At 47.3% G+C, this 20,995-nt stretch carries 26 protein-coding genes; 8 read left to right on the forward strand and 18 right to left on the reverse strand.

Annotation, left to right across the window (positions count from 1 at the left end):
* Nucleotides 1–3: 3 nt before the first annotated feature.
* The 5 genes from FMS18_RS04015 to FMS18_RS04035 all read right to left on the reverse strand — a co-directional run bounded on the left by FMS18_RS04015 (nucleotide 4) and on the right by FMS18_RS04035 (nucleotide 5,420).
* Nucleotides 4–1,437 (reverse strand): NAD(P)/FAD-dependent oxidoreductase, encoded by a 1,434-nt coding sequence (locus FMS18_RS04015; protein WP_163292467.1) that lies wholly within the window; start codon nucleotides 1,435–1,437, stop codon nucleotides 4–6.
* A gap of 12 nt (nucleotides 1,438–1,449) precedes the next feature.
* A complete protein-coding gene (locus tag FMS18_RS04020; RefSeq protein ID WP_163292468.1) occupies nucleotides 1,450–2,406 on the reverse strand; it encodes a glucokinase in 957 nt (318 codons plus the stop codon).
* Nucleotides 2,407–2,618: 212 nt separating this feature from the next.
* The gene (locus FMS18_RS04025; protein ID WP_163292469.1) at nucleotides 2,619–3,488 is read right to left on the reverse strand and encodes a motility protein A; all 870 of its coding nucleotides are present in this window, start codon (nucleotides 3,486–3,488) and stop codon (nucleotides 2,619–2,621) included.
* Nucleotides 3,489–3,499: 11 nt separating this feature from the next.
* Nucleotides 3,500–4,222 (reverse strand): OmpA family protein, encoded by a 723-nt coding sequence (locus FMS18_RS04030; RefSeq protein WP_163292470.1) that lies wholly within the window; start codon nucleotides 4,220–4,222, stop codon nucleotides 3,500–3,502.
* A gap of 241 nt (nucleotides 4,223–4,463) precedes the next feature.
* A complete protein-coding gene (locus FMS18_RS04035; protein ID WP_163292471.1) occupies nucleotides 4,464–5,420 on the reverse strand; it encodes an MBL fold metallo-hydrolase in 957 nt (318 codons plus the stop codon).
* A 187-nt stretch (nucleotides 5,421–5,607) separates the two neighbouring features.
* Between FMS18_RS04035 and FMS18_RS04040 the strand changes: the two genes are divergently transcribed.
* The 4 genes from FMS18_RS04040 to FMS18_RS04055 all read left to right on the forward strand — a co-directional run bounded on the left by FMS18_RS04040 (nucleotide 5,608) and on the right by FMS18_RS04055 (nucleotide 8,997).
* Entirely contained in the window at nucleotides 5,608–6,210 is a 603-nt protein-coding gene (locus tag FMS18_RS04040) for a nucleoside triphosphate pyrophosphatase (protein WP_163292472.1), read from the forward strand.
* A gap of 45 nt (nucleotides 6,211–6,255) precedes the next feature.
* On the forward strand, nucleotides 6,256–6,621 hold the full coding sequence (locus tag FMS18_RS04045; protein ID WP_163292473.1) for a hypothetical protein: 366 nt from the start codon (nucleotides 6,256–6,258) through the stop codon (nucleotides 6,619–6,621).
* A gap of 46 nt (nucleotides 6,622–6,667) precedes the next feature.
* Nucleotides 6,668–8,308 carry a diguanylate cyclase gene (locus FMS18_RS04050; RefSeq protein ID WP_163292474.1) on the forward strand — a complete coding sequence of 547 codons (1,641 nt, stop codon included), beginning with the start codon at nucleotides 6,668–6,670 and terminating at the stop codon, nucleotides 8,306–8,308.
* A 68-nt stretch (nucleotides 8,309–8,376) separates the two neighbouring features.
* A complete protein-coding gene (locus FMS18_RS04055) occupies nucleotides 8,377–8,997 on the forward strand; it encodes a LysE family translocator (RefSeq protein WP_163292475.1) in 621 nt (206 codons plus the stop codon).
* Nucleotides 8,998–9,012: 15 nt separating this feature from the next.
* Here FMS18_RS04055 and FMS18_RS04060 read toward each other — a convergent pair whose 3' ends face one another.
* Nucleotides 9,013–9,759: an ABC transporter substrate-binding protein gene (locus FMS18_RS04060; RefSeq protein WP_163292476.1), complete on the reverse strand. Its 747-nt coding sequence runs from the start codon at nucleotides 9,757–9,759 to the stop codon at nucleotides 9,013–9,015.
* A 178-nt stretch (nucleotides 9,760–9,937) separates the two neighbouring features.
* Between FMS18_RS04060 and FMS18_RS04065 the strand changes: the two genes are divergently transcribed.
* From FMS18_RS04065 to FMS18_RS04080, 4 genes are all read left to right on the forward strand, one after another.
* Nucleotides 9,938–10,336 carry a DUF2007 domain-containing protein gene (locus FMS18_RS04065; protein WP_163292477.1) on the forward strand — a complete coding sequence of 133 codons (399 nt, stop codon included), beginning with the start codon at nucleotides 9,938–9,940 and terminating at the stop codon, nucleotides 10,334–10,336.
* 17 nt (nucleotides 10,337–10,353) lie between these two features.
* Complete coding sequence (locus FMS18_RS04070; protein WP_163292478.1) at nucleotides 10,354–10,995, forward strand: cyclase family protein; 642 nt, start codon at nucleotides 10,354–10,356, stop codon at nucleotides 10,993–10,995.
* A gap of 230 nt (nucleotides 10,996–11,225) precedes the next feature.
* Nucleotides 11,226–11,474, forward strand: a complete 249-nt coding sequence (locus FMS18_RS04075) for an amino acid-binding protein (RefSeq protein WP_163292479.1) — start codon at nucleotides 11,226–11,228, stop codon at nucleotides 11,472–11,474.
* A 97-nt stretch (nucleotides 11,475–11,571) separates the two neighbouring features.
* A complete protein-coding gene (locus FMS18_RS04080) occupies nucleotides 11,572–12,036 on the forward strand; it encodes a phosphatidylglycerophosphatase A (RefSeq protein WP_163292697.1) in 465 nt (154 codons plus the stop codon).
* Nucleotides 12,037–12,123: 87 nt separating this feature from the next.
* Here the strand turns inward: FMS18_RS04080 and pal are convergent, their stop codons facing one another.
* The 12 genes from pal to FMS18_RS04140 all read right to left on the reverse strand — a co-directional run bounded on the left by pal (nucleotide 12,124) and on the right by FMS18_RS04140 (nucleotide 20,979).
* Nucleotides 12,124–12,714 (reverse strand): peptidoglycan-associated lipoprotein Pal, encoded by a 591-nt coding sequence (gene pal / locus FMS18_RS04085; RefSeq protein ID WP_163292480.1) that lies wholly within the window; start codon nucleotides 12,712–12,714, stop codon nucleotides 12,124–12,126.
* 153 nt (nucleotides 12,715–12,867) lie between these two features.
* Complete coding sequence (locus FMS18_RS04090) at nucleotides 12,868–14,241, reverse strand: PD40 domain-containing protein (protein ID WP_163292481.1); 1,374 nt, start codon at nucleotides 14,239–14,241, stop codon at nucleotides 12,868–12,870.
* Nucleotides 14,242–14,256: 15 nt separating this feature from the next.
* Nucleotides 14,257–15,207, reverse strand: coding sequence for an energy transducer TonB (locus tag FMS18_RS04095; protein WP_163292482.1), 951 nt, complete (start codon nucleotides 15,205–15,207; stop codon nucleotides 14,257–14,259).
* A 28-nt stretch (nucleotides 15,208–15,235) separates the two neighbouring features.
* Nucleotides 15,236–15,652: a protein TolR gene (tolR, locus tag FMS18_RS04100; protein WP_163292483.1), complete on the reverse strand. Its 417-nt coding sequence runs from the start codon at nucleotides 15,650–15,652 to the stop codon at nucleotides 15,236–15,238.
* Nucleotides 15,653–15,654: 2 nt separating this feature from the next.
* Nucleotides 15,655–16,371 (reverse strand): MotA/TolQ/ExbB proton channel family protein, encoded by a 717-nt coding sequence (locus FMS18_RS04105; protein WP_163292484.1) that lies wholly within the window; start codon nucleotides 16,369–16,371, stop codon nucleotides 15,655–15,657.
* A gap of 61 nt (nucleotides 16,372–16,432) precedes the next feature.
* On the reverse strand, nucleotides 16,433–17,179 hold the full coding sequence (locus tag FMS18_RS04110) for an NAD-dependent deacylase (protein ID WP_163292485.1): 747 nt from the start codon (nucleotides 17,177–17,179) through the stop codon (nucleotides 16,433–16,435).
* A gap of 7 nt (nucleotides 17,180–17,186) precedes the next feature.
* Entirely contained in the window at nucleotides 17,187–17,843 is a 657-nt protein-coding gene (locus FMS18_RS04115) for a histidinol phosphate phosphatase domain-containing protein (protein ID WP_163292486.1), read from the reverse strand.
* Between the two features lie 9 nt (nucleotides 17,844–17,852).
* Nucleotides 17,853–18,332 (reverse strand): bifunctional nuclease family protein, encoded by a 480-nt coding sequence (locus tag FMS18_RS04120; RefSeq protein WP_163292487.1) that lies wholly within the window; start codon nucleotides 18,330–18,332, stop codon nucleotides 17,853–17,855.
* Nucleotides 18,326–19,702 carry a tRNA (N6-isopentenyl adenosine(37)-C2)-methylthiotransferase MiaB gene (miaB, locus tag FMS18_RS04125; RefSeq protein WP_163292488.1) on the reverse strand — a complete coding sequence of 459 codons (1,377 nt, stop codon included), beginning with the start codon at nucleotides 19,700–19,702 and terminating at the stop codon, nucleotides 18,326–18,328. The genes FMS18_RS04120 and miaB overlap by 7 nt, the downstream gene beginning before the upstream one ends.
* 135 nt (nucleotides 19,703–19,837) lie before the next feature.
* Nucleotides 19,838–20,194, reverse strand: coding sequence for a hypothetical protein (locus FMS18_RS04130; protein WP_163292489.1), 357 nt, complete (start codon nucleotides 20,192–20,194; stop codon nucleotides 19,838–19,840).
* Nucleotides 20,154–20,702 (reverse strand): hypothetical protein, encoded by a 549-nt coding sequence (locus tag FMS18_RS04135; RefSeq protein ID WP_163292490.1) that lies wholly within the window; start codon nucleotides 20,700–20,702, stop codon nucleotides 20,154–20,156. Before FMS18_RS04135 ends, FMS18_RS04130 begins: the two co-directional genes overlap by 41 nt.
* Nucleotides 20,703–20,787: 85 nt before the next feature.
* Entirely contained in the window at nucleotides 20,788–20,979 is a 192-nt protein-coding gene (locus tag FMS18_RS04140) for a SoxR reducing system RseC family protein (RefSeq protein ID WP_163292491.1), read from the reverse strand.
* Between the last annotated feature and the right edge of the window lie 16 nt (nucleotides 20,980–20,995).

The following is a 20,995-nucleotide window of genomic DNA, read 5'->3' on the forward strand; positions in this document are numbered from 1 at the left end:
CGACTACCCCCGATAAGAAAACAACAGCTTCAAAATCTTGCGCACCCTGTCTGAGAAAAGCTTCTCCCCAAGCAACTTCCCGGCAACCTTCTTATTCATCTCAGACAACGTGGGATAAGGATGAATGGCCCCGGCAAGAGTTGCTAGTCCTACCTTACCATTCACAGCAGCAACCCATTCGGAAAGCAGCTCTCCGGCATGGACCGCAACAATCTGGCAACCGATGGGCTTTTCTCTTTCATTAAGCAAAAGTTTGATCCGTCCCCGCCCTTCGCCTTCAGCCAGAGCGCGATCACTGGACGAAAATTCTTCGACCACCGTTTTATATTTTATACCTGCCTGCTGAGCTGCTTTCTCATTCATGCCTACACTGGCAAGCTCCGGGTCGGTATAAGTACACCATGGCAACCAAGTGTAATCAGCCTTGCGCGAAATACGGAAGACAGCATTGGAAATTACGATTCCACCCTCATATCCTGCGGCGTGGGTAAAACGATGCTTCCCGATCACATCCCCGGCAGCGTAGATATTGGGTACTGAGGTACGCATACGCGCATCAACAACAACCGAGCCCCGTTCAAGTTCAACACCTATATCTTCCAGCCCCAATCCGGCTGTATTTGATCTGCGCCCCATTGCGACTAAAAGTTGCGCCCCTCTGACACTCATACGCTCCCCGACTGATTCCAACAGCACTTCAACTCCGCCGTCGGACTTGCGAACTTCATGAATCTGTGACCCGAGAATAAAACGCACTCCATCATTAGCCATGCCATCCATGACATAACGAGCCATGTCCTCATCTTCCCGGCTGAGAATCTGGTTACTGCGCTGAACGACTGTGACCTTGGTTCCCAAGCGCTGAAAAGACTGGGCCATTTCCACGGCAATAGGACCGCCGCCGAGTATAACCAGCGATTCCGGCAATTCCGGCAACGAAAACACATCCACATTGGTCAGATATAAGACTTCATTCAGGCCTTTAACAGGCGGGGCAGATGGAGAAGAACCTGTTGCAACCACCCATGACCGGGCAGAGACGCTACCCTCGTTCAGAGAAACAGAATGAGAATCAATGAACCGGGCTTCGCCGAAACGAACCTCAACGCCCAATGAATTGAATCGTTCCACGGAATCATGAACCTGAATTTTCGCTATAACCTCGCTGATACGCTTGGCGACCTGTGCGTAATCCACCGGAGGCAGCTCAACCTCGGGCAACCCGAAATCCCCGGACCTCTCCATGAGATGACGCACCCGTGCGGTACGGATCAGGGTTTTACTGGGCACACAACCGAAATGCAGGCAATCACCGCCCAATTTATCTTCTTTGTCGACGAGCAGGACTTTTACGCCCAGCTGTGCGGCCCCGGCAGCAACGGTAAGTCCGGCAGCACCGCCACCGATCACACCGAGATCGTAGTCATATTTAGCCATGTCATCTCCACGTTAAATGTGCAGCACGCCCCTCAAAGCAGCTCCATAAAGTCCGCTTTCCTGATTGTCATTCAAGAACACGGGGATCTGCCTTAAGTAATCTCCCATGGAGCTGGAATCGAGAAATTCTTCCAAAAATACGGGTTGCTCAACCACAAAGGGATTCTTGGCTACAATGCCCCCGGCAATATACAGCCCCCCGGTTGCGCAAACACTGATAGCGTAGTTACGGCAACAACGAGCGGTAAACCGGGAATACCATTCAAGAGTTATATTGCCCTGCTTCATTTTTGCTGCAATATCGCGCGGCTCAAGGTCTTCCCCGGTGAGATAGAGGTGAAGCATGTTCAGCCCGCGCCCGGTCAGGACCTCATCGCCGCAGCAATAGCTGATCTTACGCTTATCCATAACGAACTTACAGAAATCCAGCTCTTCAGCAGTCTGGCAGGGAAAACTGATATGACCTGCTTCCGACGGAACAGGAACATAGCCCAGCTCGGAAACAGGAACAGGAACCAGTGCGCAATGCCCCAGCCCGGTTCCGGCACCGATAACCCCAACTGTTCCGGTAGGTGAAATTTCAGCCTCATGGACAACCAGGCATCCTTCCACCGCAGCTGTGCGGCAGGCATAAGCCTGCGCGGCAAAATCATTGATCAGCACGGCGGCACGGAAACCGTATTTCTTATAGCCGTCCCTAAAATCCACATCCCAGTCCACATTGGTAACGTTGCAATATACACCGCCTACCACCGGACCTGCCACAGCAATGACCGTGACATCAAAATCAGACGGCATGTAGGGAAAATCACTTTCAGCCAGCATTTCCATAAGATGATCAAAACTGCGAGCCTGTACACTTGAGAGCCAGACTGTCTCCTTCATGACCAGTTCATGGCCCGAACCGGACTCAAACGCGGCAAATCTGCTGTTTGTGCCGCCAATATCAACGGCTAGAACAAGTCCCATTATAGCAATCCCCTACTCTGAAAATTAAAATTCGTTTCCATATTTACTGACCGGAATTCTAATACATTCAGGAGAATAAATAAATGCGAACCATGTGGATTTCATCAGGAGTCAAAAATCGGACACGAAAAAGCCCGGTACGAACTGCCCCGTATAGGAACGCCGCACCGGGCCGATTATTCAATTATGCCCTGGAGATCTGTCGTATACGCCTATGAAGCCTTAGCCTTCACCAAAGGAACTTCATGCAGAATCTTATCCTTGGAATTCTTCTCATCCCTGCGCATTTTGATATACTTGCGGGTAATATTTCTGAGGGCTTCGGCCTTTTCTTCACGGTCATCCGCATCAAGAAAGGCACCAAGCTTTCTTTCCAGCTTGTAAGGATTCTGTTCCTTTTTAATGGCGATAACACCGTCGAGGATCATTTTCTGATTAATCAGCTCGTTGCGGGTCCGGCAACGCACGGTTTCAGCCATGGGCGCGAAAATCATGTTGCTGAAAATTACCCCGTAAAGAGTGGAAATAAATGCAACCGGAATATGTTTGAGAATCATTGCCGGATTATCGATACCCATGAGCAGACCGATCAGCCCGATTACAGAACCGGCTACACCGAACGCGGGAGCAAAGCGGGCCATGGACTGGAAAACACGCTCGGATTCACCGCGACGCATATTGAAAAATGACATTTCAGTCTTCAGGCAATCCTTGATTTCATCTTCCTCAAAATTATCCACCAGCAACATAAGTGCATTGCGCAAAAAGGAAATAGTTGTTTTTTCGCCAGCTTTTTCAAGAGAAAGCATGCCGTCCATTTTAGAACGAACACTCAGGTCCAACAAAGTCTCGACAATCTCCTCATGGGTGGCAAGGCGGGTGGAGTAAGTATCCTGCACCACTCGGAAAGCTTCGCGCAGCTGCTCCACCGGATAGCTGAGCAACACAGCAACAGCTAGGCCGGAAAGCACAATGGCAAGGGCGGCCCCGTTCCAATAAAGAGCGATTCCACCGCTGAGCCAGAAACTGGCTCCGAAAACAGCTAAGGCGACGATGACACCGATTAAATTCTTCTTATTCATTGCAGACCTCCTTACTGAGCCTTGACGTCAGTATTTATGACTACGATCTCTACCCTGCGGTTGTTGCCTGCCACCTTACCCATATCTCCGGGCAGTTCCGGGGCAACCCCGCCTCGTCCGCTGACTATAATGCGGACCGGGTCGATTGTTTTTTTATTAATCAGATATTCAGCGACCTGAGCGGCGCGCCTTGCGGAAAGCTCAAAAGTATTCTTCTTGCCAATCTTGGCAGCATCTGATCCATCGGTATGCCCGATTATATGAATTGCGTGTTTACTGGTCTTGAGAACCTCGGCAACCTCTGCAAGGTACTTGCGGGTCTTGGCTTCAAAGCCGTTTTGTCCCGGAGCGAAAAATGCGTTGCCGCGCATGACGATCTTCAGTTCACCATCTTCCTCTTTCATGCTCACAGCCCCGTCATCACTACGGTAAAGAACATCTTCAGGAGTCATGACAACTCTGGCTGAACTGGACATGGCTTCACGATGAAATGAGATCATCTCAATAAGTCCGTCCGCAGGATCGACCGCAACCTGAGACTGGGCATTGCCCTCAAAAATGACTTTTATATTCTCTTTTGACTGGCTGTAGATAAACAACACCACAAAAAGAACGAACATAACCATCATCAGGTCGGACCACGGGACCGCCCAGCCGTTCAGGCCGGAAGTATCCGCATCCCCTGAATTAAAATCCATGAGATCAAGTTCACATTTCAGTTCATCGAATTTCATACCATGCTCCATCGTCTGATGAGTTCGGGACTTAGCCCGCGGTTCTCTTTCGATCTATGGAGCAAGGGTAATGCCAATCGCCGCAACAGTGTATATTACAGGGACTAAGAAAGGATATTTTTACTTAAGGAAAAGATAAAAATTGAAAATGTCAAAAACAGGACATAAACGGATAGTCCGAAAAAAAAGACGGTTTCCGAATTCGGAAACCGTCTTTATAAAATTCTAAATATAAAAACTGCTACAAATCGATGCAAAGACCGTCCTGAGCCATAATGATCTTTTCAGGCCTGAACTCGGCAAGCTGGGAAAATTCCTTTGTATCTTCCAGAAATTTCTGAAGCTGAAAATCATCAAGCACCGGCTCCTGATGAAAGAGGCAAAGCGTCTTGACTTTAGCCATTCCGGAAAGTTCCACAGCAATGATATTGTTAGAATGTCCCCAGTCTTCCTTGATGGAATTAGCCTCCGCAAAGGAGTACTGGGCATCCATGATCAAAAGATCCGCTTCCTTGAAAAATTCGACGAATCCCTTATCAGCAAGGGCCGTAGCACTTTTGTGTTCACAGTCGGTAGAATAAACAGCTGATTTGCCGCCTTTTTCAAAACGATATCCAAAGGAACCGCCCGGATGATACTGGGCCTTGACCTCGATATTAACCTCGGCAACTTCCAGCTTCTGCCCGGTCTTAAGGCGGATAAAATCAAATTCAGCTGCCAGATTCTCAAAATGAACCGGGAAGCAGGGTTCGCTCTGCTGGTTACGCAACACCTTTTCTATACCGGGATGACCGCCGTAAAAAGTGATTTTATTACCGGGAATGTAGGCAGGAACGAAAAACGGAAAACCCTGAATATGATCCCAATGCAAATGGGACATAAAGATATGAAAATGCGCTCCCGGAGCCCCCATACGTTCGGCCATGACTTTATTACCCAAGTCGCGCAATCCGGTCCCGCAATCACAAATAATGTATTCATCTCCCTGTCCTTCAACCTGAATGCAGGGAGTATTGGTCCCGTAAGAACCGCGGACAGGAAAAGGCAGCTCATTGTCAATGAACCGATCAAGATCGGTACTTGAATCAATACCTTTCTCGACTGCAATTTCCAATGCTGCCTTAACTTTAGCTCTGGCCCTTTCGGCATTATATGTAGCAGACAGGGAACCTCGCGCTCCCCAGATGCAAACCTTCATTAAACACTCCTGTACAGTAATTTATTAATTATTACATTTAGAAGCACAAAAGAGCAACAAAAGCGTACAAAAAATAACATGCCAGCTTCAATTAGCATTCACTTTTGCTAATTTTCAAACTATCACTAAAATAAGAATCAGGCCTAACGCCATTTAAAATGATAGATATCTATAAAAAGGATTCATGATGAGTATATACAGAACCGTAAAACCATTCGTGCTGGGATCAGGTTCCCCACGCCGCAAAGACCTGCTTGGGTCCGCCGGGCTTGAATTCGAAATCAAGCCCGCAACCTGCGACGAGCCAGCCCCCTACCCCGGTCAGGACCCTGAAGATTATGCAATAAAAATGGCGGAACTCAAGGCTGAAAACGTAGCCGCAAACAATCCTCAAGCATATGTATTAGGCTCGGACACCATAGTAGTCCGTGACCGGGATATTTTAGGCAAACCAGTGGACCGCGATGAAGCATATCAAATGGTCAAATCCCTTTGCGGACATAAACACAAAGTAATCAGCGGCTGTGCTCTCATTTCACCAGAGGGTAAAAAGATCAGCTACGCGGTCTCTACCGAAGTAGAGTTCATAGACTTCAACGAAGCAGCGGTTCGCGCCTACGCCGCCACCGGAGAACCGGATGACAAAGCCGGAGCATATGCCATTCAAGGACAAGGCGCATTTCTAGTCAAAGGGATCAGCGGATCATACACCAATGTAGTCGGATTGCCGCTGGCACGGGTGATTGAGACTTTGGTGGATTTGGGAGTGGTTGTTGCAGGGGATTGCTAAATTTCACCAGCGCATGGTATATAAAAATATCAAAAGGAGCTTTTAATGAAAAAGACGCTAAACTTATCTTTTTTCTGTCTGCTGCTCATCTCGCTGGTACTGATTCAAAGCAATATTGCGAAAGCAGAAAGCAAGATCGGAAAGGCTGTTGAATACATGTGCTGCAAACAGTATGAATTACCTAAAGGGTCGTATAAGGATTCATGCTGGAACATTAAATGGACTATTCCCGACGTAAAATACCAAGGTGGAAAACTAACCCATTGCAGCGACAAATTCATTGCAAGGTGCAAATCTGAAACACCTACAGAAACAGGAAGATACTCCCGTCTTAATGGTATCCCATGCAGCAAAGTCATCGAATGCAACTTTCGACTTAAAAACGTTGATGGAAGGCTGGAGTGCGAATAATGCTAGAACAATAGATATTCAGCAACCGCTAACCTAACGGGTCACCATGCGCAATCGCTTACCTCTACACAAACGAATCCCCTTCAAACTCGCTTGTGTGCTCTCAAGTTTGGTCTTTGCAATCATCATAACATCAGAGATTCTCAGCTACCACTACGTAAAGGCTGATGTTCTAGGCAAAATCCAAAATGACCAAATACTTGAAGCCAAATACATTGCTCACGATATTGATGTTAAACTAAAAGCAAGAATTAAATTTTTAAACTTCCTTGCCTCCTCCCTTACCCCGCAACAACTTGCAAACCCGGAATTATTACAAAAAGAACTGCGCCAATACAGCTCCCTGACCAATTTCTTTAAGCAGGGGATTACAGTTTTACGCGCCGATGGCAGCGGCCTGATAGCGGAATTTCCTATAATGCCCGGTCGCAATAAACTGACATTTTATGATTCTGAATGGTTTCTGCGGACACAGGAAGAAACAGGAGTAATTATCAGCAGTCCGTTCAGAGGACGTGACAGCGGCTCCCCCATTATTGCTATGGCCGCAGCCATTCGCGACAAAAACGGTCAACTAATCGGAATCCTAGCCACCCCCATACTTTTGAATGACCCGGATTTTCTAGGCTACGCTTATGACCAACACCGTCAATTTAGTGATGTGCTCATCATTTCCAGAGCAGACGAAATCTTTGTTGCAGCAAACAACAAAAACATGGTCCTAAAGCCTACCCCGGCCCGAGGAGTTAACAAGCTTCACGATAAAGTAATGGATGGATTTAATGGAGTAGGGACAACCATAAATGCTTTCGGGGTCGAAGACATCTCGGCCATATCAGACGTTAGCATCACAAACTGGTTTGTAGTGGTGCGAACCCCTTCAAAAATTGCATTTGCTCCGTTGAGAGACCGTTTACAAGCAAACGTGGCAATTGCCTTTTTAATCGTATTCATAACCTCTTCCACTATTTTTCTGGTCTTGCATACATATTTCCTTCCCCTTGAAAATGCCGCCCGCGAAGTCAGAATAATGAGCACCGACGGCCTTAAGTCTTTACCCCAAAAAAGAAACGACGAAATTGGCGACCTGATCCGGGGTTTCAACTATCTGGTCGAAACAGTGACCGAAAAAACTGAAGATTTGGAACTGGTGAATACAAAACTTGAAAAACTTTCCCAGACCGATGGACTGACAAAAGTTTTCAATAGACGCTACTTTGATAAAAGCCTTGAGCAGAGCTGGCGCACTCATCGCAGAAGCGGCCACCCCTTGTCACTAATCATGCTGGATATTGATTTTTTCAAAAAATACAATGATGTATATGGCCACTTGCAGGGTGATGAATGTCTAAAAATTATTGCCGAATCACTAAATGCAACGCTTAAAAGACCGACTGACATCTTTGCCCGTTACGGGGGAGAAGAGTTTGCGGCCATTATCGCCAACGATGAAGAAGGAGTAAAACAAGTAGCTGAAACAATGCGCCGGACAATCGAAAATTTGAAGCTGACACACAAAGATTCACCGCATGAAATAGTTACCATAAGCCTTGGTGTTACGACTATTATTCCCGAAAATGATACACCACCGGAAATACTGATCTTGCAAGCGGATGAAGCTCTTTACAAGAGTAAGGAGAATGGGCGAAACAGGGTTGAAGTATTCAATAACGAACGGAATGCTTAATAATTACCGCTTGCCTCCACACATTTAGTGATTATTCTAGCTGTAACTCAATCACATGGAGCAAGAAAATGATCAGCTACGAATTCCTGCTTACGGCATTAGTGGTGGTACTCATGCCCGGAACAGGTGTAATTTACACTGTTTCAAACGGCTTATTCCTTGGAAAAAAAGCGAGCCTGACTGCGGCTGCGGGCTGCACTGCCGGGATAATCCCCCACCTGACAGCGTCGGTACTGGGTTTATCTGCAATCCTGCATATGAGCGCACTTGCATTTCAATTGATGAAATTTACCGGAGCTGCCTACCTGCTCTACCTTGCATGGGCTACCTGGCGGGACACAGGAGGCTTAAGCTTTGACAAGCCCGGCGAAAATAAACAAATCCAGCTATGGCAGATTGCAAAACGCGGATTTCTCATAAATATTCTCAATCCTAAGCTGTCCATCTTCTTCCTTGCTTTTCTGCCTCTTTTCGTACCGCAGGAAGCAAGTTCCCCCACTCTGCACATGATTGTTTTAAGTGCTGTCTTTATGGCTATGACCTTAATAGTCTTCATAGGCTATGGTCTTTGCGCCACCAGTGTACGTAATCAGGTAATGTCTTCACCAAGCATTATCCGCTGGCTGCAAAGATCATTTGCGGTCATCTTTGCCGCTCTTGGATTAAAGCTGGCAACGGCTGAACAGTAAAAAAGAATACCCCTTTTAACGATACTGATCGTAAATTTTCTTAATAGTCCCGTCATTTAAAAGCTTATCTATAGCTTTATTAAACCTCGGAATCGCATCTTTTTTGCTGGGATGAAAACGGATCATCATCTCAAGTGAATCATAAGGTTTGCTGACTGCCAGCTTGCCGTTAAGACCTTGTTCCTTGATCTGGTAAAAGGCAAAATCCTTATTCATAAGGGCCTGGTCCAAACGATCAGCAAGTAGCAATTGCACCAGCTTGTTCTCATTTTCCAGAATATGGGAATTAATACGACCATCAGCAAAATACGGGCTGTAAACAGGGTAGTAATAACCCCGGACCACTCCCACTGTCTTGCCAAGCAAATCTTTTGGGGCAACGTCAGGAATAACTTTATCGGCCCTGAACAAAACAATAGAATCCGAGACAGCAAACGGCTTGCTGAATTCTCCTAGGACCTTGGCTGATTGCCGCCATACAGGATTGGACATGGGCTCAATATCTAATTCCCCGGCATCAAATTTACGCTGAGAACGATTGAAAGGGCAACGCACAAATTCAAAAGTATCTCCAGTCTCTTGACCAAAGGCATTAAATATATCTTTTACAATACCCGTTCTGACGTCTCCCTCTTTAAAATAGTATGGGGGAAAAGACCCCTCATGAAGCATAACACGAAGGGTTTCCGCAGCACTAACATTAACAAAAACAACACCTGCTAAAAATAATACTGCTACAAAACAAATCGCCAACTGCTTCATTTTTTGCTACCCCTCCCTGAAAAGCCCATGAATTTAATTTACAACCCAATACCTTAAAATCCACTTTATAACAACAATGATACTTCAAACAAGCGCAGCTGTGTCAATTCTGACACATTGTTTTTTTCTAAGACCATCAAGGACAAACGGCACATCCAAAACAACTGGATAATCAAAAATGAGCAAATCGGCTTTCAGCACCATCTTCAAAAGTACTGTGGCATGGGAAGTGAGGCTTCTTCAGCAAAAATTGAAATCAGAAGGCATCACCGCTTTTGTTGATGATGAAAACATTACAATCGCCAAACCCTATCTCGCTCATGCAATAGGCGGAATAGGCCTCAGAGTTTACACTGAAGATGCTGAACGAGCAGTTGCCATCATTCGTAAATTTCAGCCGTCTAAAATGAATCCGGCTGCCTGCCGGGCAACCTGCCCCAAATGCGGAAACGAAGTCGCTCTGCGCCTGAAATGGCCTAAAGAAATACTCTTTCTAGCCGTCCTGCTGCTGGGAATTCCATTTGTACTGCTCACCCGTCTAGGCTGCACCAAATGTGAGTATATCTGGTGGGGCTAAAATAAGGATCATAAATTATGCCATCAATCGATCTCTCACATACCATAAAAAACGGCATGCCCGTATTTCCCGGCACAGAAACTCCAACTATTGAAGAAGTCTTTTCCCATGAGGTACACGGCTTCCGGGAGCACAGATTAAATATATTCTCACACGTAGGGACTCATATCGACGCACCGGATCACATGATTGCCGGAGGAGAAACTCTCGACAGCATGGACGTAAACCGCTTCATCGGACCGGGAATCTGTATCGACTGCACCCACAGGAATTTGAGCTCACCTGAAATCAATATTGATGACCTCATTCCATATGAAGCTGAAATAAGTAAATGCGACTTCATCCTGCTTAACACCGGCTGGTACAATAACTGGGGAGAGCAAAAATACTTCACCCGCTATCCGGCTCTTAATGCTGAAGCTGCACGCTGGCTGATTGACTTCAATTTGAAGGGGGTAGGGGTGGATGTGATCTCCATTGACTCTGCTGAAATCAGTGGTTTTGCGGTGCACAACATCCTGCTGGAACAGGGCACCATAATTATTGAAAACCTCAACGCACTGCACCTTCTGCCTGATGAGGGTTTTATATTTTCCTGCCTTCCGCTTAAATTTGAAAATGCAGATGGTTCCCCGGTCAGGGCTGTTGCCACATACTGACAGAAATGTATGTATTTTGAACATTTACTAAAAAAACATATTACACTGGAAACCATGCCGCCCTACCACAAAAACCCTCACCCCTACCCTAAAACCCTACCCTCATTTACAGTCTTAATTACCTAAAATACGGGGTTTAGCCCGTTTACACAAAATCCTCCCAGCCACATAATGTAGTTGAAGAGAGCGAGGCTTTCGTTTGCAAAGCCAGCATCAAAGGAGGATAAAAAATGAGCTACGAAACAATCACAAAAGTGACCCAGGATATTGTTCTTGAAGGAACCAAACCAGCAAAAGAAGTGGCCCTGTCCATTGGCAAACCTTACTCAACGTTGCTGCGGGAGATAAATCCTTTTGACAACAACGCGAAGCTCGGAGCTGTCACTTTGATGGATATCCTTAAAACAACCAAAGAAACAAAACCCCTTGAGTTTATTGCCGAGTCTATCGGTTATACCCTTAAGCCGCGTGCAAATTAAACGTACACCAATATATTTATAAGACAAGGCTGAATTCATAATGAATTCAGCCTTGTCATTTCTGGACTTTTTACCGCTTTACACCGATACTGCCGACATGAAAAACATCAGCATTAATCTTACGCATGTAGCTACCCTCGGCCCGGTGGGACACCTGCCCAAGGCACCGGGAACTTGGGGATCTGCCGCTGCTCTTATTACCGCACCGTTTTTATTTCTGCCCTTCCAGCTCCCGGTCAGAATCCTGATTCTGGGGTTGATTTTTTATTTCGGAGCCAAAGCTTGCACCGCAGCAGAGCAGCAACTAGGAGAAAAAGACCCCAGCAGCGTCGTCATTGATGAACTGCTTGGACAGTGGCTTGTTTTCCTGCCCTTCTCCGCTGTTGTAGACTGGCACCTGATTGTGGGCTTTGTTCTTTTCAGAATCTTTGACATCACCAAACCCTACCCTATCAAGCAGTCTGAAAATTGGCTGAAAGAAGGATGGGGGGTCATGATTGATGATGCCTTTGCAGGGCTATATGCCATGATTGGTCTATGGTTGATCCGTTATTTGACCTAAAATATCTTATATCCCGACCCAAAATAAAATCCCCGCTTTCTTCTGGAAAGCGGGGATTTTATTTTCAGATGAAACTTTATCAGCTGTCTAGTAAGTCAGCCTGAACTGGGCTCTTCTATTCTTGGCCCATGCTGTTTCGTTCTGGCCGGGATCAAGGGGATCTTCTTCGCCGAAGCTTACTATGCTCAGCCTTTCAGGAGCCACTCCAAGCAAAATGAGAAACTCATAAGCTGCACGGGCACGGCGCTCACCAAGGGCGAGGTTATACTCTTCAGTTCCACGATCATCGCAATAGCCTTCGATAACCATGGTCACGTTGTCGAACTTCTTGAGAATTTCAGCTTTCTGTTGCAGCAGGGGACGGTATTCCTGTTTAATTTCAAAGGAGTCGAAATCAAAGTGAACCATATTTCCCAGCTCTACAACAGCATCGTCAAAAGCCTTTTTAGCGGCAACAGCCATACGCTCTTCTTCAAGAGCCTGTTCCTGAAGGGCTTTCTCTCTTTCAAGACGGGCCTGCTCTTCTTTATCCAGCTGTTCCTTGTTCTGCTGCTCAGCCATTCTTTCTTCGACAGCAGGGCTGGCCGAGGTAGACTCAACACGCTTCTTGGAACAACCGGTGCCAAGGCCGGCAATCAACATGAATACTACACACAAAATTATAGCTCTAGCTCTCATTTGCCCTCCTGAATAAGGAACTTTTAAGGACAGGAGTTTGTCCACACGCTTAGAAACAATACACTAACTTAGACTTTCAATACATCGACCCTAAAGTGTTTTGTGAAAAAATCAAGTCATGCCTGCAACAAAACGGTTAAATCACTCCTCAATTTACGATTTATGGGCCTTACCCCATGCCGGGGCCTTTGCAACACCGTTTCCGGTAGGTACCAGCATAGCCGGGTCGCCATGCCGCGTAGTCAGATAAATCTTGTACTTACCGTTTCTGCTGGATGAGAAAGCAATAAAATAACCGTCCGGTCCGAATGCCGGATCTTCATCATTGCCGGGACCGAAAGTAAGCTGTCTTTCCCCTCCGCTCTTGAGGTCATGCACAAAAATGCGGTGGCCCAAAGGAGTCTGACGGGAAAAAGCCACATAACGACCATCCGGACTGATGGTCGGGTTGGTATTGTATTTGCCTTCCGTGGTCACACGGGTAACAACACCGCTATTCATATCCAACAGAAAAATATGAGGATTACCGAACCTTGCAGAGGTGAAAACCATCTTCTGCCCGGTACGGTCAAAATCAGGCGAAACTTCGATGGCCCAACTTTTTGCAAGGGCCTTCTTGGGCTTATAATTCCCGTTGATCAAAAAAATATCAGAATTACCGTTCATGGTCAGGGTAGCGGCCATATTGCCGTCAGGCAGAAACTCCGGCCCGATTACGGTATTACCGGGGAAACTTTTCTGATCAATCTTTCCGGTAGCCCGGTCCCAGACGCAGAGCAGGTGCTGACGTGAGCCCAGACGGGTAAAAACCAATCTGTTCCCGTCAGGGGACCAATTGGGACTCAGGTTGATTCCGCCAAGTGAGCTGATCTGTCTGAGATTTCGGCCCTGGGGGCTGACCGTATAAATCTCCTTGTTCTTGCCCTGTTTACGGACAAAAGCGATAGAAGATTCAAAAAAACCGTCCCGCCCGGTAAGAATACGCATCAGGTGGGAACAAAAACGGTCGGCAATACGAGGCAGCATCTCCTCGGTAACCATGGAGTACTTTTTGCCCAGAATGGTGCGCCCGTTAAAAGTTCCGATGCAGCGCAAAAGCAAATTCTTCTCACCGTTGGGCCGAATCTCCCAGCCGGCAGTCAGGGCAAGGTCCACCTTGGAAAGACGTAGCGGCTTAATATCAATGTCACCGGGACGGACTCCCCGAGAAGGGTCGCCGCCGAGAATATCAGTGATGGGTACGATGTTAAGAAAAGGGAGAAAGCCTAAATCCTTGGTAAGATCCTTATTGAAAGTCCCGGCTTCGGCAGGCAGGGGCAAATCCTTATCCTTAGAACCTTTGTACTTTCCTTCGGGTACAGTCTTGGGCGGCAGCAGGATAATATTCACCTTACGCTGACCTGGACCGTAAATATCCACGGTAAGGGTATCCGCTGCAAAAAGGTTCCCGACTGCCAGAAGCATTAGCAACATGACTACCAGCAACCCGAGAGCGGATTTTTTTATACTCAATTTATTTTTTTTCATAATTGTGAACCTGCTCTACTGATCAAGATCATGCAGGTTAAAGTTTACAATGAGATTCCTGATGGATTTTCCCGGAGGCTTGGGAAGCACTTCTGTATCCCGCAGGGCGGTCAATACTGAATCATCAAAATCAACATTGCCCGATGAATCCAGCAGCTTGATACTGCTGATTTCACCACTGGATTTCAATTTAATTTCCACACGGGCCATGAGATTCTGCTTCTGCCCGAAAACCGGATATCTCCAATTCTTGCGCACCGCTTCCTTAACAATGGAAGCGTACACCTGCACCAGCCCCGAAGCACCGGCAGTGCCATCGGCGTGCCCGGTTACAGCAGTTGATTTTGCGCTTTTAGCCAGTGAAGCAAGATCACTGGCAACAGCGTTCCGTTCCTCTTTTTCCTGTTTCTTAACAATGTTAGCCAGTGAAGCAAGGTCGGCAGCGAGGGCATCCTCTGCCGAGACTTCAGGTTTCTTTTCAACCTTTTTCTTCACGACCTTTTCAGGAACTGGTTTCTTCTCCGCTTTTTTGGGTGAAGCTTTCTTTTCTACCGGTTTCTCAATCTTTTTCACCGGCTTTTTCTTGGTTGTGGTCTTCACTTTCTTGGGTGAAATTTTCTTTGCATCCGGCTTGGGCTTAACTTTAGGTTTGGGCTTGGCCTTGGGCTTTGGAACGGGCTTGGGAGTCGGTGCTTTAGTTGTTTCAGGCTTAACTTTCGGCACAACTTTCGGTTTTGCTTCAGGAATAGCGACAGCATTGGGCTTGGCAAGCCTGGAGGAAGCTTTAGGTGCAGGAGCTTTTTTAACAACCGGAGCAGCGGGCAGAGGGGCAAGGCTGACCAGATCAACCTTGTACACGGGCATATCAAGTGAAATCTTTACCGGAGGCGAGACTGACCATGTCAAAGCCAGAAATACCAGCCCGACATGAAGGAGTAAAGATATGAAAAGGCCGATGATCTTCATCAATAAATTCGCCTGTAGTATTCCTTAACTATTTCTTTTTCTTTTGAACAGGTTCTGCCACTACGCCCAGTCTGTCGATTCCGGCGGCTTTGATCTCGCCCATGACTTTAACCACTTCGCCATAAGCAACATTCTTGTCCGCACGCAGGAAAAGCATTTTATTCTGCTTTTTAACGAGCTTCTCAAGATGGGACTGCAACTCATCAAAACCGACCTTGTATTCATCAAGATAAATATCGCCCTTGTCGCTAATGGAAAGCACAAGGTGCTCATTATCCTGCGGCAGGGAACGTACGGTTCTGGTCTGCGGCAGATCAACCTCAACCCCCTGAGTCATCAGCGGTGCGGTAACCATAAAAATGATCAACAGCACCAGCATGACGTCAACAAAGGGAGTCACGTTGATTTCAGCCAGCATGCCCCGGTTATTGGTGGAAATACCCATACCTACTCCTCTGAAGAACTTTTGCCGGAAGGCTCAACCCATGAAACTTCGCGTTCCACACGATTGAGAAAAGTACCCGCGAAGTTGACCAGTTCGGTCTCAATTCCATTCAGTACACCGAGGAAAAAGTTGTAAAAAATGGTTGCCGGGATAGCCACAGCAAGACCGATAGCGGTGGCTACCAATGCTTCGGAAATACCGGGAGCAACCGCAGACAGAGCGGCAGACTTAGCGGAACCGATAGCATGAAAGGAATTCATGATCCCCCAGACGGTACCGAACAATCCTATAAACGGAGCGCCGTTGGCACAGGTAGCAAGAAATGAAAGTGAAGTGGTAAGCTTCTTCATTTCAGAACTGACCTTGCGGCGCAAAATACGACGCAGAGTATCTTTGATCAGACGACGTTTGTGGCTGGCACTGACTGCGGATTTTTCCAGCACGCGGTATTCCTTTACCGCTGCGGTTCCGATGCGATTAAGAGGAGAACTTTCAGTCTTGCTGATTTCGGTCAGCCCGGAAGAAAGGGAATCAGCCTCTTCCATAATTTTGCTACCCTTGAGAATCAGGGTCCTTGCCCGGCCAAGGGAAATCAATTTCCAGAAGATGATTGTCCAGCTCCAGAGAGACATGCCCGCCAGCAGGCAGAGTACGCCCTTGACCACAATTGTGGCCTGATCGAGCATCGCGAAAATTCCGCCCTGTGGTAAAAAATCCATACTGCACCGCACCTTTGTTTTGCCAACGCCATCAGACGTACGGCATTTAGATGAAATTATTTCAGCTTAAGCTCTGCACAATGGCAGGCAGAACCTCTTCCGCCGCGCCCTGAAGAAACACATCGCTAAATGATGTGTAGGCGGACGGAGCCTTGTTTATCTCGATAATACAGCCCCCCGCTTCCTGTATCCGGGGCGGAATGAGGCTGGCGGGAACAACGTCCCCGGAAGTCCCGGCAACGATAACCAGATCGGACTGATCGGCAAGTTCAAAGGCTGCCTTGTAAGCTTCAGAAGGAATCTGTTCTCCATAGAAAACCAGATCCGGCCTGATTATCCCGGAACATTGCGGACATCTCACCGGAAGTTCAACCCCGGCATCAATTCGTTCCGCAGGGAACGGAGCAAAACACTCCATGCAATAAAAGTCACTGCAATTGCCATGAAATTCAATCACGTTCACGGACCCGGCACGCTGATGCAAGCCGTCAATATTCTGGGTGATCACACCTTGCAAATATCCGTCTTTTTCCAGCTGGGCCAGTCCCCGGTGACCTGCATTAGGTTCGGCACTTTTAAGCATGGAATCCGCTTCCAGCAAAAATTTCCAAACTGTAACAGGATCGGACTGCAAGGCTCGGATAGAAGCAACCTTTTCCGGGTCGTATTTGGACCACAACCCGCCCGGACTGCGAAAATCAGGTATACCGCTGGCAACAGACATCCCCGCTCCGGTCAAAGCAACAGCACAACGTGCTTTTTTAATAAGCTGCGTTGCCTGTTCTATCCCGGATTTAAGGTTGCCCATATCTTGCCTAGCAACGTTTCATTATTTTCTGAACCAATTCGCGAGAATTTTCCTCGGCTTGTGCATACTCTTCAATGCTTAATCCTGCGCCAAGGGCAACCTTACGGCGCATTTCCAAACCGACAAGATCGCCGGGAGCGTGCGCATCATTATTGATTACCAGCTTGGCCCCGTGCTTCCGAGCAAGAGCCGCCACATGCCCATTAGTCAGGCTGTGTCCCTTGCGGGTGGTAATCTCCAAGTAGACACCATATTCAGCGGCAAGTTTAACTTCCACGTCAGTAATCATGCCGGGATGGGCCAATACGTCAACTTTAGCTTCAATAGCAGCAAGATTTGTACCCTCGGCAACCGGTTCCACAATGGTTTCACCGTGACAGACCACAATCTGGGCACCGGCTTTACGGGCATATTCAGTCATGTCTCCGATCAGTCCCGGAGGAACATGGGTCAGCTCCACTCCGGCAAAGACATCAATATCAAAATAATGACCGTGTTTCTTTGCAAATCTGCGAACATTTTCAAGAATAATATCAATATTGCTGGAATCGGCATGATCAGTCATTGCCAGAGCACGGTAACCCGCAACCTTGGCCCGTCTAGCCAGTTCCGCAGGGATAAGTTCCCCGTCGCTGAACACAGTATGGGTATGAAAATCTATCATAGAATCGACCTACATTTTATATTTAAAGTCATCAGCGGAAAGTCCTTCCAGATCATCTTCCCAGCCGGACTTCTCTTCAACTTTTTCTTCAATATCTTTGGTCCCGGCCACATCTATAACCTTGCGCGCTACACGCACCGGACAGTCCGCCCGCACAGCCAAAGCCACAGCATCGGAAGGACGGGAATCAATCGCCACAAGCTCATCATCCTTACGGACCATGATCTCAGCGTAAAAAGTGCCCTGCTCGATATCGACGATATCAACAGACACCACTTCCCCGCCGAAAGTGGCAATGGTAGACAAAAGCAGATCGTGGGTCATGGGCCGCGGAAAAGAAACTTCATTGAGAACCAGTGAGATAGCCATGGCCTCCATAGCACCTATCCAGATAGGCAGGACCATGCCCAGTTCTTCGCTTTTCAATACCAGAACCGGGGTCTCGGTATCATTTTCCACCGCCAGACCGTAAACCTGCATTTCTACCATGGTTCCCCCACCTTAGCACCCACAAGGGAATGATTCTTGGCTTCAGTGATCTTCACTTTGACCAGTTTGCCTCCGAGCTGCTGCCCTTCATCATAACCTGCAAAGTGGACATTGACCACCCGCCCGCCGGGATCTTTACCCCGCCATGACATGCCGCCAACTTCCTGCCTCTTGCTGGGTCGCTCCAGCAGAACCACGGTTTCAAGACCTTCTAAAGCTTCTAGACTTTCTCTAGTAATACGGTTTTGTCTTTCCTGCAAGCGGGCAAGGCGCGCCTGCGCGACATCTTCAGGAACTTTCGGTTTCATTTTTACAGCCGCAACTCCCGGACGATCGGAGTACTTAAAGGAAAAGCTGCTTTCATAACGCACCCGTTCCAGCATATCCATGGTCTGTTCAAAATCTTCGTCTGTCTCGCCGGGGAAACCCACAATTAAATCCGTGGTCAAGGAAATATTCGGACAGGCCTCTTTCAGCCCTTCCACAATTCCAAGATAACGTTCGCGGTCATATTTGCGGCCCATCTTTTTCAGAATATTATCTGAACCGGACTGCACGGGAAGGTGCAGGCTGGGACAAAGATTGGGCAGCTCGCCAAAGGCTTTGATCACCTCAGGAGCGATGTCCTTGGGATGGGAAGTGGTGAAACGAATGCGCTCCAGACCTTCTATAGCGGAAATTTTGTAGAGCAGCTCTGCAAAGCTGATATCGTCGCCTTTTTTATCTATACCGAAGCTGTTCACGTTCTGGCCCAGCAAACAAATTTCACGGATGCCGGATTTAACCAAATGCTGACATTCTTTGATAACAGCTTCCGACAAACGGGATTTCTGACGACCACGGGTATAAGGCACGATGCAATAAGCGCAGAAATTATCGCAGCCCTGCATGATATTCACAAATGCCTGACCGGGAATGGTTCCGATACCCGGAGGGATCAAGTCCAGATTGGGCTGCATTTCACCGCCCTCACGTTCCGGGTAATCGGCGAGAAAATCATTGAGAACCAGCCGCTTATCATGATTTGCGGCAAGATCTTCCAGCGCGTCCGGGGCCTGTGCAATACCGTCACTGCCGAAAACAAGGCGTACGTGCGGGAATTTTTCAAGGAATCCGTCACCGATCTGCTGGGCAACACAACCGCCAACAGCCGCAAAGCTACCGGGCTTCTTGCACAGCGGAGCCAGCCGTCCCAGCACGCTGTAAACTTTCTGCTCCGGCTTCTCGCGAACGGAACAGGTGTTAAGAATAAATATATCTGCTTCAGATTCAGTAACAGCTGTCCAGCCACGGCTCTCCATGGCCCGGATCAGCCAGTCTGAATCGTGCACGTTCATCTGACATCCGAATGTTAGTACTGTAAATTTCATACCCGGCTCATACGCTATATATATATGATGGTAARGCGCGGGRGGGCGGGTTTGGGCGGGGAAGGTTGATGGAATATAGCCCCCGGACCGACGTCCGGGGGCTTGCTACATTAATTGGGGGCTTGCTATATTAATCTATGGAAGTTGGTTTATTGTTTTGCAGTTAGGGCATTTGTATCCCTCTTTTTTAAGCAGATAATAAACAACCGTAATCCCCGTAAGATAACAGATAAAAGAAATCCCTTCACCAAGCACGAAGATGTCACCCAACAACATTAATATAAAGATAACCACAGTGACTCTTGTTATATCTTTAAGAGGCAATACACCATATTCTTGTCCACATTTTTGACAACAAATAGTCTTTGTTAATTTTGGCATGATGAACATTAGCCCCACAAGAAACATAATACCAATAATAAAATACCATAAATACCGCACCAACGACACACTACCTTCTTTTACTTTTAGTATTAGATTTTTCCATTGCATCGCGTAAACGCCCCTGAGAATCTTTGTCTGCGCCAAAAATATCAGAGATAGCGATTGCACCTACATCATAGAGCATTTGAACAGGAGCCCCTACAAAAGCTCCTGTCAAAAATCCAGCTAATGTTCCCGCTGGACCTAATGTTGACCCCCAAGTTGCTCCGATCGGTGCTCCTTTTGCGGCTCCTTTCAAACCGGAAGTGCCGAGTTCCATAATGCTTAAACCATTTTTATTCTTTTTAGCTTGCTTCGTATCTAAGGCAGGCACGTCAGCTTTGGGTTTAGCCTGCTGATTAGGATCAACAGTATCCGCCAAAGGACTGGACCACCCACTGGTTGCTTCTATAGCCGCACGCCGCTGATCATTTCTCTTATCCGCCGCAGCACTAGCCTTGCGATCCTGTTTCGCCTGTAAACTGACATCATATTTAGCCTCTTTTTCCGCCAAATCTTTAGCGGTCTTTGCCACTTCCCAGCCTGCTTGCGCACCTGTTTTGTTTAGATCCGTCAAAGCCTGCTTGCTTTATTTATTGCGATTAAAGAAAATCCCCCGGATAGGGGCCGGGGGATTTAAAATTATTCAATCAGTTGCACAATCAGCTGTCCTTTTCGTCATCCTTCGCTTCTTTACGATTGTACACCCAATAGGCGATCCAAAAACCCGGAATCATGAAAAAGAATTCTAGTCCAACTCCGATCCATGTTCTTGAACCCAAAAGATAATGCACGGCAAAGGCTGCATTGATGAGCCCTATAAATATACCTTTCTGCTTATTTGTTCTTAACATACCTGCTCCTTTTATC

The organism is Desulfovibrio sp. JC022, assembly GCF_010470665.1.
Lineage (GTDB): Bacteria > Desulfobacterota > Desulfovibrionia > Desulfovibrionales > Desulfovibrionaceae > Maridesulfovibrio.

Excerpts from the sequence above, each read along its gene's own strand:
- FMS18_RS04015 (WP_163292467.1), bottom strand. The coding sequence starts at position 1,437 with ATGGCTAAATATGACTACGATCTCGGTGTGATCGGTGGCGGTGCTGCC.
- FMS18_RS04020 (WP_163292468.1), bottom strand. The coding sequence starts at position 2,406 with ATGGGACTTGTTCTAGCCGTTGATATTGGCGGCACAAACAGCAGATTT.
- FMS18_RS04025 (WP_163292469.1), bottom strand. The coding sequence starts at position 3,488 with ATGAATAAGAAGAATTTAATCGGTGTCATCGTCGCCTTAGCTGTTTTC.
- FMS18_RS04030 (WP_163292470.1), bottom strand. The coding sequence starts at position 4,222 with ATGAAATTCGATGAACTGAAATGTGAACTTGATCTCATGGATTTTAAT.
- FMS18_RS04035 (WP_163292471.1), bottom strand. The coding sequence starts at position 5,420 with ATGAAGGTTTGCATCTGGGGAGCGCGAGGTTCCCTGTCTGCTACATAT.
- FMS18_RS04040 (WP_163292472.1), top strand. The coding sequence starts at position 5,608 with ATGAGTATATACAGAACCGTAAAACCATTCGTGCTGGGATCAGGTTCC.
- FMS18_RS04045 (WP_163292473.1), top strand. The coding sequence starts at position 6,256 with ATGAAAAAGACGCTAAACTTATCTTTTTTCTGTCTGCTGCTCATCTCG.
- FMS18_RS04050 (WP_163292474.1), top strand. The coding sequence starts at position 6,668 with ATGCGCAATCGCTTACCTCTACACAAACGAATCCCCTTCAAACTCGCT.
- FMS18_RS04055 (WP_163292475.1), top strand. The coding sequence starts at position 8,377 with ATGATCAGCTACGAATTCCTGCTTACGGCATTAGTGGTGGTACTCATG.
- FMS18_RS04060 (WP_163292476.1), bottom strand. The coding sequence starts at position 9,759 with ATGAAGCAGTTGGCGATTTGTTTTGTAGCAGTATTATTTTTAGCAGGT.
- FMS18_RS04065 (WP_163292477.1), top strand. The coding sequence starts at position 9,938 with ATGAGCAAATCGGCTTTCAGCACCATCTTCAAAAGTACTGTGGCATGG.
- FMS18_RS04070 (WP_163292478.1), top strand. The coding sequence starts at position 10,354 with ATGCCATCAATCGATCTCTCACATACCATAAAAAACGGCATGCCCGTA.
- FMS18_RS04075 (WP_163292479.1), top strand. The coding sequence starts at position 11,226 with ATGAGCTACGAAACAATCACAAAAGTGACCCAGGATATTGTTCTTGAA.
- FMS18_RS04080 (WP_163292697.1), top strand. The coding sequence starts at position 11,572 with ATGAAAAACATCAGCATTAATCTTACGCATGTAGCTACCCTCGGCCCG.
- pal (WP_163292480.1), bottom strand. The coding sequence starts at position 12,714 with ATGAGAGCTAGAGCTATAATTTTGTGTGTAGTATTCATGTTGATTGCC.
- FMS18_RS04090 (WP_163292481.1), bottom strand. The coding sequence starts at position 14,241 with ATGAAAAAAAATAAATTGAGTATAAAAAAATCCGCTCTCGGGTTGCTG.
- FMS18_RS04095 (WP_163292482.1), bottom strand. The coding sequence starts at position 15,207 with ATGAAGATCATCGGCCTTTTCATATCTTTACTCCTTCATGTCGGGCTG.
- tolR (WP_163292483.1), bottom strand. The coding sequence starts at position 15,652 with ATGGGTATTTCCACCAATAACCGGGGCATGCTGGCTGAAATCAACGTG.
- FMS18_RS04105 (WP_163292484.1), bottom strand. The coding sequence starts at position 16,371 with ATGGATTTTTTACCACAGGGCGGAATTTTCGCGATGCTCGATCAGGCC.
- FMS18_RS04110 (WP_163292485.1), bottom strand. The coding sequence starts at position 17,179 with ATGGGCAACCTTAAATCCGGGATAGAACAGGCAACGCAGCTTATTAAA.
- FMS18_RS04115 (WP_163292486.1), bottom strand. The coding sequence starts at position 17,843 with ATGATAGATTTTCATACCCATACTGTGTTCAGCGACGGGGAACTTATC.
- FMS18_RS04120 (WP_163292487.1), bottom strand. The coding sequence starts at position 18,332 with ATGGTAGAAATGCAGGTTTACGGTCTGGCGGTGGAAAATGATACCGAG.
- miaB (WP_163292488.1), bottom strand. The coding sequence starts at position 19,702 with ATGAAATTTACAGTACTAACATTCGGATGTCAGATGAACGTGCACGAT.
- FMS18_RS04130 (WP_163292489.1), bottom strand. The coding sequence starts at position 20,194 with ATGCAATGGAAAAATCTAATACTAAAAGTAAAAGAAGGTAGTGTGTCG.
- FMS18_RS04140 (WP_163292491.1), bottom strand. The coding sequence starts at position 20,979 with ATGTTAAGAACAAATAAGCAGAAAGGTATATTTATAGGGCTCATCAAT.